This is a genomic window from Pseudomonas sp. BP6, assembly GCF_017875935.1.
GTDB lineage: Bacteria > Pseudomonadota > Gammaproteobacteria > Pseudomonadales > Pseudomonadaceae > Aquipseudomonas > Aquipseudomonas putida_Y.
The window spans coordinates 2,111,289-2,124,488 of sequence record NZ_JAGINI010000001.1; the positions used below are offsets into that span (position 1 = coordinate 2,111,289).

Sequence of the window (13,200 nt, forward strand, 5' to 3'; positions counted from 1 at the left end):
AAGGTGCCATTACCCCGATCAACGGTCACACCACCAGTGACAGCAACATGATGAAAATGATGCCGACGATGGACAGGATCGTCTCCATCATGCTCCAGGTCTTGAAGGTTTCTGCAACGGTCATGTTGAAGTACTGCTTCACCAGCCAGAAGCCGGCGTCGTTCACATGGGACAGGATCAGCGAGCCGGCACCAGTGGCCAGTACCAACAGTTCACGGTTCACCCCCGGCACCAGGTCGATCACCGGGGCCACGATGCCCGCGCCGGTAATGGTGGCGACCGTGGCGGAGCCGGTTGCGATGCGGATCACCGCCGCCACCAGCCAAGCCAGCATGATCGGCGAAATTTCCGCCTGCACGGCCATTTGCCCAATCACGCTACCCACACCGGTGTCCACCAGCATTTGCTTGAAGCCACCGCCAGCGCCGACGATCAGCACGATGGCGGCAGTCGGTGCCAGGCTCTGGTCGAGCATCTTCATGATCTGTTGGCGATTGAAGCCGCGGGCCGAGCCGAAGGTGTAGAAGGCCAGCAGCAGGGCGGCGAGCAGGGCGGTGATCGGGTGGCCGATCAGGTCCATCCACTGGCGCACGATGTGCTCGGCAGGCAGCACCACGTCGGCGAACGTTTTCAGCAGCATCAACGCGACCGGCAGCAGCACGGTGATCAGTGTGATGCTGAAGCTTGGCAGGTTGCCCTGGTCGGAATCCTTGGCGATCTGGTCCATCAGTTCCTGGGACGGGTTGCCCGGGATGTAGCGGGAAATGAAGTTACCGAACAGAGGACCGGCGATGATCGCGGTGGGCAGTGCAACGAGCAGGCCGTAGAAGATGGTTTTGCCAATGTCAGCGTGGAAAATGCCGATTGCCAGCAAGGGGCCCGGGTGTGGTGGCACCAGGCCGTGCACCACCGACAGGCCGGCCAGCAGCGGAATGCCGATTTTCACCAGCGAGACGCCAGAGCGCCGGGCGACGATGAACACCAGTGGAATCAGCAGCACAAAGCCGATTTCGAAGAACAGCGGGATGCCCACCAGGAAGGCGGCGAACATCATCGCCCAATGCACGTTCTTCTTGCCGAAGGCGCGGATGAGGGTTTGCGCGATCTGGTCGGCACCGCCGGAGTCGGCCATCAGCTTGCCGAGCATGGTGCCGAGGGCGAGCACGATCCCGACGAAGCCCAATACGCCGCCAAAACCGTCCTGGAACGATTTCATGACCTTGGCCACCGGCATGCCGGAGGTCAGGCCCAGGAAGCCGGCCGCGAGGGTGAGGGCGACGAAGGGGTGAACCTTGAAGTGGGTGATCAGCAGGATCAGCCCGACGATGGTAACCAGCGCGTCGAGTAGCAGGAAGGTATCAGTAGCCAGTCCGAACATGGTTTGAAGGCCTCGGTCTTATCGTTGTTTTGGGCGTAGCTTTATGGAGTCTTTGCCCGCTTTACGGGTCGGGGTAGCGCTGTCTTTGGTGAGACGGAAAAACCGCCGAGGTCAGGCGGTTTGCGCCAGGCCCGACTCACCGCAGCGCTTTAGCCAGCGGTCCACCGCTTCGGCCAGTGCTTCGATCGGTTGGGTGGCGTCCAGTGCAAGTGTCAGTGGTTCGCCGCGTGGCGATTCCAGGGCAGCGAACTGGCTGTCGATGAGGCTGGCCGGCATGAAGTGCCCTGGGCGAGCCAGCACGCGTTTTTCAGCCTCGGCAGGCGACAGTTCGAGGAACACGAACACCAGCCCGGGCATGGCATCGCGCAGGGTATCGCGGTAGCTGCGCTTGAGTGCCGAGCAGGTCAGGATCGGGCGTTCCCCGGCCTGGGTGGTGGTTTGCAACTCTTCACCAAGGCGGACCAGCCAGCCGGCTCGGTCGCTGTCGTCCAGCGGGATGCCAGCGCTCATCTTGCGGATGTTTTCGGCAGGGTGGAAAGCGTCGCCTTCGATCAGGCGGCCGCCGCTTCTGGCAGCGATGGCGGCGCCGATGCAGCTTTTGCCACAACCGGCCACGCCCATCACCACAATGGCGGACAGGGGAGAATTCATCAGTACCTCCTGCGGGTGAGATAGCGCTGTCTCGCCGTTGACGAACAGCCACCTCCCCGGTGTTATTGGTCTTGTCCTTACGCAGTATGGACGCCTGGTGGCAAGCGCGTGGTGGCTGCTACCAAAGATTACATTGCCTGCATCCTGAGACAGCGCTACCTTAGTGGCCGTTCCCTATCCTTGCAAGTAGTAAAATTACAACATTCATGTCCCGCATCGGCTCCCGTACTACAGGTCGTCCCACCCTGGCTGAAGTTGCCAGGCTTTCCGGGGTTTCCCCAATTACCGCTTCGCGCGCTTTGCGTGGGGTCAGCACGGTTGCGCCCGCCCTGGTGGAAAAGGTCATCGCCGCGGCGGCGAGCCTCGGCTATGTGGCCAACCCGGCCGCCCGGGCGTTGGCCTCGGCACGCAGCCAGTCGGTGGTGGTATTGATCCCGTCGTTGTCCAACCAACTGTTCATCGACACCCTTGAGGCCATTCACGAGGTCATGCGTCCGCGTGGGCTCGAGGTGCTGATCGGCAACTATCACTACGACCTTGCCGAAGAAGAGAACCTGATCCGCAATTACCTGGCCTATCAGCCTTGTGGCATTTTGTTGACCGGTTTCGAGCGTAGCGATGCTGCCAGGCAGATGCTGGCTGCCAGCGGTGTGCCGTGTGTGCACATGATGGAGCTCAACGGCGAGACAGGGGCTTTGTCGGTCGGTTTCTCGCAGCATCAGGCCGGACGTGCTGCTGCACGGCACCTGATCGAACGCGGGCGCAAGCGTCTGGCATTCATTGCTGCGCAGCTGGACCCTAGGGTGATGCAGCGTGCCGAGGGTTTCCGTCAGGCGCTGGCAGAGGCCGGTTTGCAGGCCGCCGAGCTGGAAGTGTTGGCGCCGGAGCCATCGTCGATTGCCCTGGGCAGCGCGCTGTTCAGCCAGCTGATGCAGCAGGCGCCGGATGTCGACGGCATCTTCTTCTGTAACGACGACCTGGCCCAGGGCGCGGTGCTGCAGGCCTTGCGTCAAGGGGTGGAGGTGCCACGTCAGGTGGCGATGGTCGGTTTCAACGATTTGCCGGCCTCGGCGCACATGGTGCCGCGCCTGACCTCGATTCGTACACCACGGGCTGCGGTGGGTCGGGGCGCAGCGCAAGCGCTGCTGGCGTTGCTGGATGGCAAGCGGGTGACGAATGCGCAGCAGGATCTGGGCTTTGAGTTGATGGTGCGCGAGAGCACCTGAGAGTGCCCGCCAAGGCCTTCTCGCGCGACTTCCACAGGAATGATTGGCCCAAAACAGATGTGGAGCGGGTTTACCCGCGAAGCCGGCGACGCGGGGCATGGCACCGGCTGTGCCGGTGTTCGCGGGTGAACCCGCTCCTACGGGGGCGCTAACGGATGGATTTTGGTAAGCGTCCGGCGAACACTCAGCAGAGCGGAACCTGACGCATAGCGTACACGTGAGTCAGTTTCGCGTGCTTTGGCATGACTGAAGGAATGCGAGGCATGGACATTTTTCGAATCCATGCCAAGAATCAAGTCAATCAGGCATGCACACTCGTAGTCGATGGCCATCCGGATCGAGTGCCACGAATGTCAGACCAAACACTGCGTGGTGAAGCGCCTGCTCAATGTGGACGCCTTCAGCCGTCCATTTTTGATGAAGATCTTCTACCTGCGTTTCCGTCTCAACCAGAAAGGCAACCTCGGTACGATGACCGCTACCTCCGCTTTTGTAATCCTTGGCATTGGTCGACCAGAGGCCCAAGGCCGTACCATTATCAAGCAAGAACGAAACATAACTGGGGAATGCCGACTGCGGCTTCCGTTCAAGCAACTTTTCATAAAAGTCACAGCTTTTCTGAGGGTCTTTTACGTACAACAGGAATAGGTTTGGGCTTGCCATGAAATATCCTCGAACATTGAGGCTCAGATGCTATTCGACTCTGCTGACAAAAAATGTCAGCATTGACGCATGACCCGTACTCAACGACTTCTTTCTCTCGTACAAATTCTGCGCGCGCGCCGTCATCCAGTGACTGGACAGAGGCTTGCGGAGGAGATGTCAGTAAGTCTGCGCACTGTGTATCGCGATATTGCTACATTGCAGGCTCAAGGCGCCGACATTCGGGGTGAGGCTGGTATCGGCTACATACTCCGTCCAGGATTCGTTCTCCCACCTCTTATGTTCAATGAGCAAGAGCTTGATGCACTGATGCTTGGCATGCGTTGGGTAGCACAGCAACCTGACGCGTCGTTGGCTCAAGCAGCGCTCGACGTATTGTCAAAGGCAGAAGCGGTACTACCATCAGCTGTTGCTGGTAGATTGTTCAAGACGCCATTATTCGCTGCATCCTCTCAATCTCGTGGTGCATATGGATTTGACGCCAAGTGCTTACGCGATGCCATACGGCTGGAGACGAAAATTCGCTTAGTCTATGTGAGTGAAAAATCCGTAGAGACGGAGCGTACCGTTTGGCCGCTGGGAATTGGATATTTTGAAGATATGGAAATCCTAGCTGCATGGTGTGAATCTCGCAGGGACTTCAGGCACTTCCTATTAAATCGAATTCAATCCCTAGTACTCCTCGATGCTGACTTCAAAAACCAAGGAGGGTGGCTGCTGGCCAAGTGGCGAGGCTCGCGTTTGGATGTAGTTCCATGAACTAATTTCAATGGGGCAGGCATAGATGAATCAGGCCAGCCTCCACTGGTGAGGCAGCAGTTGCCCGATCATACTGGCCCGCTGCGTCGGCAGCCGCGTCAGCACATCTTTGAGATAGGCATACGGATCATGCCCATCGCAAGTTTCTAGGTCGGGATACCTTTGTCGATGACCTGCGTTGGCACTGGCGAATGAATTAGGGTTTCGCACTGACGGCGGGCCTACTTACCACGCTTATGTTGCTCGACGGTAAATACGCCCGGCGTGTAGTCCAGCTTCTTGCTGACGTCTTCACCAATGCGTTGAAGTCGGTAGCCACAGGCGCACAGGGTGTTTTCAGGGTCGTGACGAATTAGGTTACGCGGCAACTGCCTGAATCTTCTTGCTCATCGCCTCGACCTGAGACTGCAACTGCAACGCCTGTGCTACCTAGGCACGAAGCTGTTCCGGGGTCATCTGGTCGAGGTTGGGCAAGGAAGTCATGCCGCCGATTGTTCCAGAGCAGGTACTGGACGACGACATGTAGAGCGGCCAAATGGCCGGCGTTTACAGCATGCTGATCACACCGCCTGCACCGAGCAGCCTTCGGGATCTGAGGCTGGCCATTTCACCGTGATCATTTGCTCGGCCATGGGTAACTCGATGATCACTGACGCCTCAAGGGTGATCGCGTCCGCTTAAAAAGACGCAGACACCATCGCCCTTAATGCTGGAGTCCGGAAGGTGAGCTCCCCGGGCGCTGCGGATTTTTCGCCTTGCAAGTGATCGCAAGGAAACCGGCCTGCCTAAAGACAGGCGCTGTAGGTGTAAGAGCGAGCTTGTTCGCGATGCGCCGCGCGAACGGCGCTGGATCTATCAGGCGCCACAAATGCCACGACTTGCAAACGGCGATCTATGCTCAGAAAACCGCGCATAGGGAGCCCCGTGTCATGTTCGATTTCCATCGCAAGTCTGATTTGGCAGAAATCCAGCGCAGCCGCCAGGCGTTGGCCGATGCGCAAAGCAAACTGGCTGCTATCAGCCGTGCCATGGCGATGATCGAGTTCGCCCCCGACGGTACTATCCTCGACGCTAACGAGCGTTTCTGCCAGGCCATGGGCTACAGCGCCGACGAGCTGCGTGGCAAGCACCACCGGCTGTTCTGTGAGCCGGACTATGCAAAAAGCGCCGAGTACCAGCAACTGTGGCGCGAGTTGGGGCAGGGCAAGGCAATCAGTGGTACGTTCGAGCGCATCGACAAGGCAGGGCGCGAGGTCTGGCTGGAAGCCAGCTACATGCCTGTGCTGGACGAGCACCGGCAAGTCACCAGCGTAATCAAGGTGGCATCGGACATCACCCAGCGGGTAATGCTGGAGCACGAGAGCGAAAGCCTGCTCAAGGCCATCAGCCGCTCCATGGCGGTGATCGAGTTCACCCCGCAAGGCCGGGTGATCAAGGCCAACCAGAATTTTCTCGACACCATGGGCTACCGCCTCGATGAAGTGGTTGGCCGCCACCACGGGCTGTTCTGCCTGGCGCATGAACGCGAATCGGCCCAGTACCGCGAGTTCTGGGCTTCTCTGAACCGTGGCGAGTACCATTCACACCGCTTCGAACGCGTCAACAAGCAAGGCCAGACCGTTTTCCTGGAGGCCTCCTACAACCCGATCTTCGACAGCAAGGGCCGCCTGTGCAAAGTGGTCAAGTTTGCCAGCGACATCACCCAGCAGGTCTGCACCCAGCAAAGCGCCGCCCATGCTGCCCATGCCAGTTCGGTGCAGACCGATGCCTGCGCGCGCAAGGGTACCGAAGTGGTGCAGCAGGCAGTACAGGTAATCGAGCAGATTTCCCAGGAGCTTAACGACGCAGCGCGCAGCATCGATGCGGTAAACAAGCAGTCGGATGTGATCGGGCAGATTGTGCTGACCATCCGTGGCATCGCCGACCAGACCAACCTGTTGGCCCTTAATGCAGCTATCGAGGCAGCGCGTGCCGGCGAGCACGGGCGCGGCTTTGCCGTGGTGGCCGATGAGGTGCGCAACCTTGCCGCGCGAACCAGCAAGGCCACCTTGGAAATTGTCGATGTGGTGCGGCAGAACCACGACCTGTCGCTATTGGCAGTGGCCAGTATGCAATCGAGCCTCAACCGCACCGGTCACGGCGTGGCGCTGGCCAATGAGGCGGGCACGGTGATCATGGAAATCCAGCAAGGCTCACGGCACGTCGTGGATGCCATCAGCCAGATCAGCTCGACGCTGCAATTGCATTGAGCGCCTCGCGCATCTCGTCAAGCAGTGCCTGCAGGCTGACTTGCAATTGCGCGCGTTGTTCGGCGGTCGGCAGTCCTTTCGCGTGGGCGTGTTCGATAGCTTCACAGTCTTTGACCACGGTGCGCACCCTGATCATTTTGGCGCCACCCTTGATGCGGTGGGCCAAGGCACGCACTGCGTCATCAGGGGCGTCTGTTGCCAAGGCGCGCAGGGCGGCCAGGTCTTCACCGACGCTGATCGACAATTGCTCCAGCAAATGCCGCGTCAACTGTTCGTCGTCTTGGGTCAGGTGGCGCAATTCGGCCAGGTCGAACCCACTATGGCAGGGGCCCGGTGACGGCTGCTGAGGGCGTACCTGTGGCAGATGGGCCTTGAGCGTGCGCAGGCCAATCGGCTTGAACAGGCATTCGTCCATACCACTGGCCAGGCAGCGAGTACGCTCCTCGGCCTGGGCGTTGGCGGTCACCCCAAGAATACGGCCTGCCGGCAGGCCGCCCTCGCACTCCAGGCTGCGAATGCGCCGGGTGAGCTCATGTCCGTCCATGACCGGCATGCTGCAATCGGTGATCACCAGGTCGAAGTGCGCGTCCTGCCAGCGCGCAAGGGCGATTTCGCCATTCTCCGCCAGTGTCACATGGTGCCCCAGGGTTTGCAGTTGCCTTTCCAGCAATAACAGGTTGGCCGGGTAGTCGTCGACCACCAGGATATTGAGCGGGCCGCTGCTGGTTTCATGTGTCGTGAGTTGCTCTTCCGCTTGTGTCGGTGCTGCGCAGACGGGCAACTGCAGGTTGACTTGTACCCGGGTGCCAACGCCCTCGACGCTCTGAAGGGTCAAGGAGCCGCCCATCAGTTCGGCCAGGGTGCGGCTGATGACCAACCCCAGGCCTGCGCCCTGACGTGCCCTTGGGCCATCGGCCTGAACGAAGGCACTGAACAGCCTCGCCTGGTCGGCGGGGCTGATGCCGATGCCGGTGTCGCGCACATTCAGCTCGATAGCCAGAACGCCCTGGCCGGCAACTTTGGGCAGCAGCAGGCATGCCTGCACTTCACCACGGTCGGTGAACTTGATGGCGTTGCTGATCAGGTTGGACAGAATTTGCTTGAGTCGCAGTGGATCGGCCAGCACCCATACCGGCTCCGCAGGCAGCTCGCCGTGCAGATGCAACCCTTTGGCCCGGGCATTGCCTTCGAACACCCGCAGCGTGGCGCGCACCAGTTCGACCAAGTTGGTAGGCACAGGCTGTAGGCTGATGTGCCCGGACTCGATGCGGGAAATGTCGAGAATATCGCCAATCAGCTCAAGCAGGCCAATGGCTGAATCATGGGCGGTCTGTAGGGTCTGGGCGTCGCTGCGGCCGCTGCGGCTATCTTCCAGGGCCAGTTCCAGCAGACCGATCACGGCATTCATCGGGGTCCGGATCTCATGGCTCATGGTGGCCAGGAAGGTGCTTTTGGTCTGGCTGGCCTGTTCGGCATCGTCCTTGGCCTGGCGTAACTGCTCCAGCAGCCCGCGACTGAGCGCAAGCTGTGCCTGCAGCGCGTGCTGTGCCTCGGTTCGCTGGTTGATCAGCTTGCGTAGGTAGCTGTTCCAGAACACCACCCCGGCCAGCAGCAGGGCCGACAGCACCAGTACCTGCAAGGCCAGGGTGCGGTAGTCGCGCCATGGGCTGTCGCTCACCAGTGTGCTGGTACGCCAGCGGTTGATCAGCTGGTCGAGTTCTTCAGGTGGAATGCTTAGCAGCGCCTTGTCGAGAATGGCCTGCAACTGGGGCTGGTCGGCGGCTACGGCAAAGGCGGCAATGGCCGGGGCGTCGTCGAGCACGCCGGCGATGCGCAAACGTTCCTTGAATACATGGCTGATGTAATAGGTAGCATTGATATGGCTGCTCAGGGCTACGTCTGCAACACCGTTGGCCACGGCCTCCATCTGACCGAGTGGGTTGTCAACTTCGACTATCTCGGCCTGCGGGTATCGCTGTTGCAAAACGGCCTGCTGCGGTGAGCCGCGCACCAGGGCGATGCGCTTGCCATCCAGGGCCTTGGCCTGTGCAGATGATTCGCCTTCGTTGCGGGTGACAAGCACGCGCGGGCTGACCAGGTAGGGGCGGGTGTAGCGCAGTTGCTTCAAACGGTCGGCGCCATAGCCCAGCGCTCCGATCATCTGTGCCTCGCCGTGTAACAGGCGGTCGATCATGACCTGCGATGAAGCACTCTCGACGGGTTTGAACTGCAGCCCCGTGCGCAATGAGATCTGCTTGAGCAGGTCCAGGGTGATACCGCTAGGGCGGTGTTGAGCATCGTTGAACGTCAGAGGTGCCAGCGAGGTATTGACCAGTACACTGATAGTGGGGTGGTCGGTGATCCAGGATTCTTCTTCTTCGCTCAAGGCAGTGAGGTGGCGCTGCAGCAGCAGGCTGGTATTACCACTGCTCCAACGGCGCAGAATGTTCAGACGTTCACTTTCGCTTATGCGTGACAGCGCCTTGTCCACCAGCCGATGCAAGCGCGGGTTGTCGCTGGCGATGGCGAAGGCAAAAGCCTCTGGGGCCAGTTGGGAAAAATGGTCGATTTTCAACGTGCCCTGAAAACTTTTGCCGATCATGTAGTCGGTGCTGATGGCATCGCCCAGATAGGCGTCTGCCTCGCCCAGCACCACGGCAGCGAGCCCGGCCAGGGTCGAGCGGTACAGGCTCAGTTGCGCCTTGGGGTACTGGGTACGAACGCTGACGGCCGGCAGGTAGTGATCGACCATCGCCAGGCGCAGGCCGGCGAGGTCGGGCGTACTTTTCAAGCTGTGCCCCTCACGGGTGACGATTACGGGCAGGTCGTCGGCATAAGGGGTGCTGAGGCTAAGCTGGGCGTCCGCCGCTTCGAAGGCGTTGGAGCTACCCAGCAGGTCAATACGGCCATCACGCAAGGCAGTGATGGCCTCGTGACGGCTGTTAAAGCGGCGAACTTCAATAGGTATGTCAAGCTGTTCGCCGATGATGCCGGCGTAGTCTGCGCTTAACCCCTCATAGTCATGCTGACTCACATTGATTTCAAACGGGGGGTAGTCGGGGCGCGCACTGCCCAGTACCAGGTGTTGGCGTTGTTTCAGCCAGTGGCGATCATCGCTGGACAACGTCAGCGGGGCAGAGGCGCTGATTGAGCGCGCCAGCAGATGGCGTGGCTCGCTGCTGGCCTGCAGCACCGGGGACTTGGCCAGAGCAATAGCCAGAAGGACGCTCGCCAGCAACTGTTTCATGGCAGCCGAGCGCTCAATAGACGTTGTTACGCTTGGCCAGGTCGACCATTTCCACCAGCGACTCGGTCTTGAGCTTTTCCATGATACGGCCCCGGTAGGTGCTGATGGTCTTGGCGCTGAGGTTCATGCAAGTGCCGATGTTCTTGTTGTTCTCGCCGCGCGCGAGGCGCCGCAGCACTTCCATTTCCCGGTTGGAGAGACTGGCCAGGCGCACTGGCTCGCTCTCCAGCGAGTTGCTGTTGACCGACATTTGCGGAAAGGTCGAATAACCCTTGATCAGGGCCTTGAGAGCGAACAGCAGTGCCTCGTGGTCCTCTTCCTTGGTGACGAAGGCGCCTATCCCGGCATCCAGGCAGCGGCGCACATACAGATCGGTGGCCTGGCCGGTCAGCACCATGATCTTCGGTGCCGGCTCCAGGCTCTGCAATCGCTTGATGACTTCCATACCGTCCAGGCCAGGCAGGCCGATGTCGAGAATGACCACGTCCGGGCGCAGTTCACGGGCTACCTGAGCCACTTCACTGCCATTGCCGACCTCGCCGACGACATGGAAGCGCTCGCGCTCGAGCAGTAGGCGCAGGGACAGCCGGACAATAGGGTGGTCGTCGACGATCAGCACGGTTGTCATGGGGAAAACTCCTGTAGGGATGTGGTCCGCTTCCTGGAACACTCAGGAATACGTCTGCAAGTGGGGTTATCGGAAGCGCTGCACGATACGACCATTCCCGAGGTTTGGTAATGCCGAGTATAGAAGTGTTGAAATCCCTATTACTTATTGTTGAGAAATCCTACAAGAAACAGGAAAGGCATCACCCTGAAACAGCGGTGATGCCGGTTCTTTGCAGTTATTCAGGCGCAGGCAGCGTGCGGTTTGTGTATACGCAGTGTGGAGGCAGGGTTGTTGGTCAATGCCTGCCCGACCCGCGTCGGGCGGGCCACCAACTGCCCGGTACAATTCGGGCAGCGGCCTTGGAAGCGGATTTCGGCACAGGCACGGCAGAACGTGCATTCGAAGGAGCAGATCAGGGCGTCGGGGCTGTCACCCGGCAGGTCGGCATCACAGCACTCGCAGTTGGGGCGTAACTCCAGCATGGGCATGGCTCCTGTTCGCAGGCGGGAACCCGGAGTCTGCTATGCCCGAGGCAGCGCTGGCAATGCTCAGTCGCCAGGACGGTACAGGTGGGCATGCCCGGCTCGGTACAAGGCCGACTCGGCGAACGGCGTATCCCCCAGTACGTGGCCTACCAGGATCAGCGCCGTGCGGCGGAAATCCTTGGCCGCTACGCGTTCGACAATATCACCGAGGTTGCCGCGCACCCAGTCCTGGTCTGGCCAGGTGGCCCGATGCACCACCGCAACCGGGCAGCTCGCGCCGTAGTGCGGCACCAACTCATCGACAATGCGCGACAGGTGCTTGACCCCCAGATGGATTGCCAGTGTGCTGCCATGGCGCGCCAGGTCATCCAACTGCTCACCAGGCGGCATGGGCGAGCTGTCGCCATAGCGGGTGAGGATCACCGTCTGCGCCACTTGAGGCAAGGTCAGCTCACAGCCGAGCAGGGCGGCGCTCGCTGCCGTGGCGGTAACGCCGGGGATGATCTGGTAATCGATGCCCAGCGCCTGCAGGTGGCGGATCTGCTCACCGATGGCACCGTAAAGGCTGGGGTCGCCGCTGTGTACCCGCGCCACATCCTGCCCTTGTTCGTGCGCGCTGCGCATGGCGGCGATGATCTGCTCCAGATGCAGTTCGGCGCTGTTGATCACGGTTTCGGCCTGGTGGCCTTCGAGCACGGCGGCGGGTACCAGTGAACCGGCATAAATGATCACCGGGCACTGACGAATCAGCCGTTGGCCCTTGACCGTGATCAGTTCCGGGTCGCCGGGGCCGGCACCGATAAAGTAGATGGTCATGCTAAGTCCTGGCAAGAAAGAGGGTACGAAACGCTCAGCAGGCCAGGGCGAGCGTCGCCGGGCCCAGTACCTGGCGCGTCAGCAGCAACCTGGCCGTACCCTGCCGCTGGCTGGCCAGGGCCAGTGCGGCGCTCTCGGCGACGCCCCAGCAGCCACTGTGTTGGTGGGCAGCGGCGGAACGGTGGCTGAGCAGTGGTTCATAGAGTTGCAGTTGCGCGCCATGGTACAGCACCAAGGGCAAGCCGAGGTGCTCTGCCAGTTGTTGCAAACCCGGTTCGTCGGCCTTCAGGCTGATGCTTGCGATGCCGCGCAGGTCGGCCAACGCCAGGCCCTGGTTGTCCAGTGCCTGGCACAGCAAGCGTTGCAAGGTATCCGCCGGGCAACCCCGGCGGCAGCCAAAACCGGCGTAGAAGGCAGGCATCAAGCCTGGCTGGAACGGCGGAACAGCCAGGCGCTGAGCAGGCCCAAGGCCAGCCAGAAGGCGGCGTTGGTCAGCCAGGAGGCTACTTTGAACTGGGTTTCCAGTGCTTCGGGGGCGAGGCTTTCGTGCACCTCAGGTTGCGGTGCACCGATCACATGAGGAATGACCAGCAGCACGGCGCCCAGTGCCTTCAGCAGCCAGTGGCGAGCGAACACCAGCAAGGCCAGGCCCAGCGCTGTGGCACTGGCTGTACCGACCCACCAGGTCTGGCGTTGCCCCAGGTCGGCGGCTGCAGTACCTGGCAGTTCTGGTGGCAAGCCCAGGGTTGGGGCCAGGCAGAACACGGCGAAGCCAGCCAACCCCCACAATGCGCCAGTGGCGGCGCGTTTGGGCTCGCGAAGGCTGTACAGGGCGGCGAGGATCAGGGCGAAGCCGACCGCGACCACCAGGTTGCCGCCTGTAGTGGACAGCACGCGCTGCCAGCCGTCTTCCGGCGACCAGGCTTCGGCGCTGTGTTCATGAGCGACCACTTCGCTACCGTGTTCGTGGTGTGCGGCCGGGGCTGAGGACTCGTAGGTTTCCGCCTCCAGAATCAGCGGAGCAACCCAGAAGCTTTGCAGCAAGGTCAGCAACAGGGCTGCAAGGAGCCCGCTGAAGCCCGCAGTACGGGCAATGCGCGTGATCATCAGGCGTAC

The 13,200-nt window shown here is 60.8% G+C and carries 12 protein-coding genes and 1 pseudogene; 3 read left to right on the forward strand and 10 right to left on the reverse strand.

Annotated features, from left to right (window positions below):
* Positions 1-25 precede the first annotated feature (25 nt).
* Together J3A98_RS09625 and J3A98_RS09630 are read right to left on the reverse strand one after the other, a co-directional pair.
* Positions 26-1,378 carry a GntP family permease gene (locus tag J3A98_RS09625; protein WP_176683416.1) on the reverse strand — a complete coding sequence of 451 codons (1,353 nt, stop codon included), beginning with the start codon at positions 1,376-1,378 and terminating at the stop codon, positions 26-28.
* Between the two features lie 111 nt (positions 1,379-1,489).
* Positions 1,490-2,029 carry a gluconokinase gene (locus J3A98_RS09630; RefSeq protein WP_209965607.1) on the reverse strand — a complete coding sequence of 180 codons (540 nt, stop codon included), beginning with the start codon at positions 2,027-2,029 and terminating at the stop codon, positions 1,490-1,492.
* Between the two features lie 206 nt (positions 2,030-2,235).
* On the opposite strand from J3A98_RS09630, the gene J3A98_RS09635 reads away from it, so the two are divergent.
* Positions 2,236-3,255: a LacI family DNA-binding transcriptional regulator gene (locus tag J3A98_RS09635; RefSeq protein WP_209965610.1), complete on the forward strand. Its 1,020-nt coding sequence runs from the start codon at positions 2,236-2,238 to the stop codon at positions 3,253-3,255.
* Positions 3,256-3,552: 297 nt separating this feature from the next.
* Here the strand turns inward: J3A98_RS09635 and J3A98_RS09640 are convergent, their stop codons facing one another.
* On the reverse strand, positions 3,553-3,918 hold the full coding sequence (locus J3A98_RS09640; protein ID WP_209965612.1) for a VOC family protein: 366 nt from the start codon (positions 3,916-3,918) through the stop codon (positions 3,553-3,555).
* Between the two features lie 69 nt (positions 3,919-3,987).
* On the opposite strand from J3A98_RS09640, the gene J3A98_RS09645 reads away from it, so the two are divergent.
* The gene (locus tag J3A98_RS09645) at positions 3,988-4,677 is read left to right on the forward strand and encodes a YafY family protein (RefSeq protein ID WP_209965614.1); all 690 of its coding nucleotides are present in this window, start codon (positions 3,988-3,990) and stop codon (positions 4,675-4,677) included.
* A 149-nt stretch (positions 4,678-4,826) separates the two neighbouring features.
* Here J3A98_RS09645 and J3A98_RS09655 read toward each other — a convergent pair.
* Positions 4,827-5,160: pseudogene (locus J3A98_RS09655) on the reverse strand (IS66 family transposase zinc-finger binding domain-containing protein); the annotation flags it as partial.
* Between the two features lie 446 nt (positions 5,161-5,606).
* Here J3A98_RS09655 and J3A98_RS09660 point away from each other — a divergent pair.
* Positions 5,607-6,926 carry a PAS domain-containing methyl-accepting chemotaxis protein gene (locus tag J3A98_RS09660; protein WP_209965619.1) on the forward strand — a complete coding sequence of 440 codons (1,320 nt, stop codon included), beginning with the start codon at positions 5,607-5,609 and terminating at the stop codon, positions 6,924-6,926.
* On the opposite strand, the gene J3A98_RS09665 is transcribed toward J3A98_RS09660, so the two are convergent.
* From J3A98_RS09665 to J3A98_RS09690, 6 genes are all read right to left on the reverse strand, one after another.
* On the reverse strand, positions 6,901-10,173 hold the full coding sequence (locus J3A98_RS09665; RefSeq protein WP_209965621.1) for a transporter substrate-binding domain-containing protein: 3,273 nt from the start codon (positions 10,171-10,173) through the stop codon (positions 6,901-6,903). The two genes, J3A98_RS09660 and J3A98_RS09665, sit on opposite strands and share 26 nt — an antisense overlap.
* A gap of 13 nt (positions 10,174-10,186) precedes the next feature.
* The gene (locus J3A98_RS09670; protein ID WP_176683438.1) at positions 10,187-10,801 is read right to left on the reverse strand and encodes a response regulator transcription factor; all 615 of its coding nucleotides are present in this window, start codon (positions 10,799-10,801) and stop codon (positions 10,187-10,189) included.
* A 221-nt stretch (positions 10,802-11,022) separates the two neighbouring features.
* On the reverse strand, positions 11,023-11,265 hold the full coding sequence (locus J3A98_RS09675; protein WP_209965624.1) for a DUF1272 domain-containing protein: 243 nt from the start codon (positions 11,263-11,265) through the stop codon (positions 11,023-11,025).
* A gap of 66 nt (positions 11,266-11,331) precedes the next feature.
* Complete coding sequence (cobM, locus tag J3A98_RS09680) at positions 11,332-12,084, reverse strand: precorrin-4 C(11)-methyltransferase (protein ID WP_176683440.1); 753 nt, start codon at positions 12,082-12,084, stop codon at positions 11,332-11,334.
* Positions 12,085-12,118: 34 nt separating this feature from the next.
* Complete coding sequence (locus tag J3A98_RS09685) at positions 12,119-12,505, reverse strand: cobalamin biosynthesis protein (protein ID WP_209965626.1); 387 nt, start codon at positions 12,503-12,505, stop codon at positions 12,119-12,121.
* The gene (locus J3A98_RS09690) at positions 12,505-13,191 is read right to left on the reverse strand and encodes a CbtA family protein (protein WP_176683442.1); all 687 of its coding nucleotides are present in this window, start codon (positions 13,189-13,191) and stop codon (positions 12,505-12,507) included. Before J3A98_RS09690 ends, J3A98_RS09685 begins: the two co-directional genes overlap by 1 nt.
* Between the last annotated feature and the right edge of the window lie 9 nt (positions 13,192-13,200).

What these genes read in the sequence shown, in the direction of transcription:
- J3A98_RS09625 (WP_176683416.1), bottom strand. Translation starts at nt 1,378, where the DNA reads ATGTTCGGACTGGCTACTGATACCTTCCTGCTACTCGACGCGCTGGTT.
- J3A98_RS09630 (WP_209965607.1), bottom strand. Translation starts at nt 2,029, where the DNA reads ATGAATTCTCCCCTGTCCGCCATTGTGGTGATGGGCGTGGCCGGTTGT.
- J3A98_RS09635 (WP_209965610.1), top strand. Translation starts at nt 2,236, where the DNA reads ATGTCCCGCATCGGCTCCCGTACTACAGGTCGTCCCACCCTGGCTGAA.
- J3A98_RS09640 (WP_209965612.1), bottom strand. Translation starts at nt 3,918, where the DNA reads ATGGCAAGCCCAAACCTATTCCTGTTGTACGTAAAAGACCCTCAGAAA.
- J3A98_RS09645 (WP_209965614.1), top strand. Translation starts at nt 3,988, where the DNA reads ATGACCCGTACTCAACGACTTCTTTCTCTCGTACAAATTCTGCGCGCG.
- J3A98_RS09660 (WP_209965619.1), top strand. Translation starts at nt 5,607, where the DNA reads ATGTTCGATTTCCATCGCAAGTCTGATTTGGCAGAAATCCAGCGCAGC.
- J3A98_RS09665 (WP_209965621.1), bottom strand. Translation starts at nt 10,173, where the DNA reads ATGAAACAGTTGCTGGCGAGCGTCCTTCTGGCTATTGCTCTGGCCAAG.
- J3A98_RS09670 (WP_176683438.1), bottom strand. Translation starts at nt 10,801, where the DNA reads ATGACAACCGTGCTGATCGTCGACGACCACCCTATTGTCCGGCTGTCC.
- J3A98_RS09675 (WP_209965624.1), bottom strand. Translation starts at nt 11,265, where the DNA reads ATGCTGGAGTTACGCCCCAACTGCGAGTGCTGTGATGCCGACCTGCCG.
- cobM (WP_176683440.1), bottom strand. Translation starts at nt 12,084, where the DNA reads ATGACCATCTACTTTATCGGTGCCGGCCCCGGCGACCCGGAACTGATC.
- J3A98_RS09685 (WP_209965626.1), bottom strand. Translation starts at nt 12,505, where the DNA reads ATGCCTGCCTTCTACGCCGGTTTTGGCTGCCGCCGGGGTTGCCCGGCG.
- J3A98_RS09690 (WP_176683442.1), bottom strand. Translation starts at nt 13,191, where the DNA reads ATGATCACGCGCATTGCCCGTACTGCGGGCTTCAGCGGGCTCCTTGCA.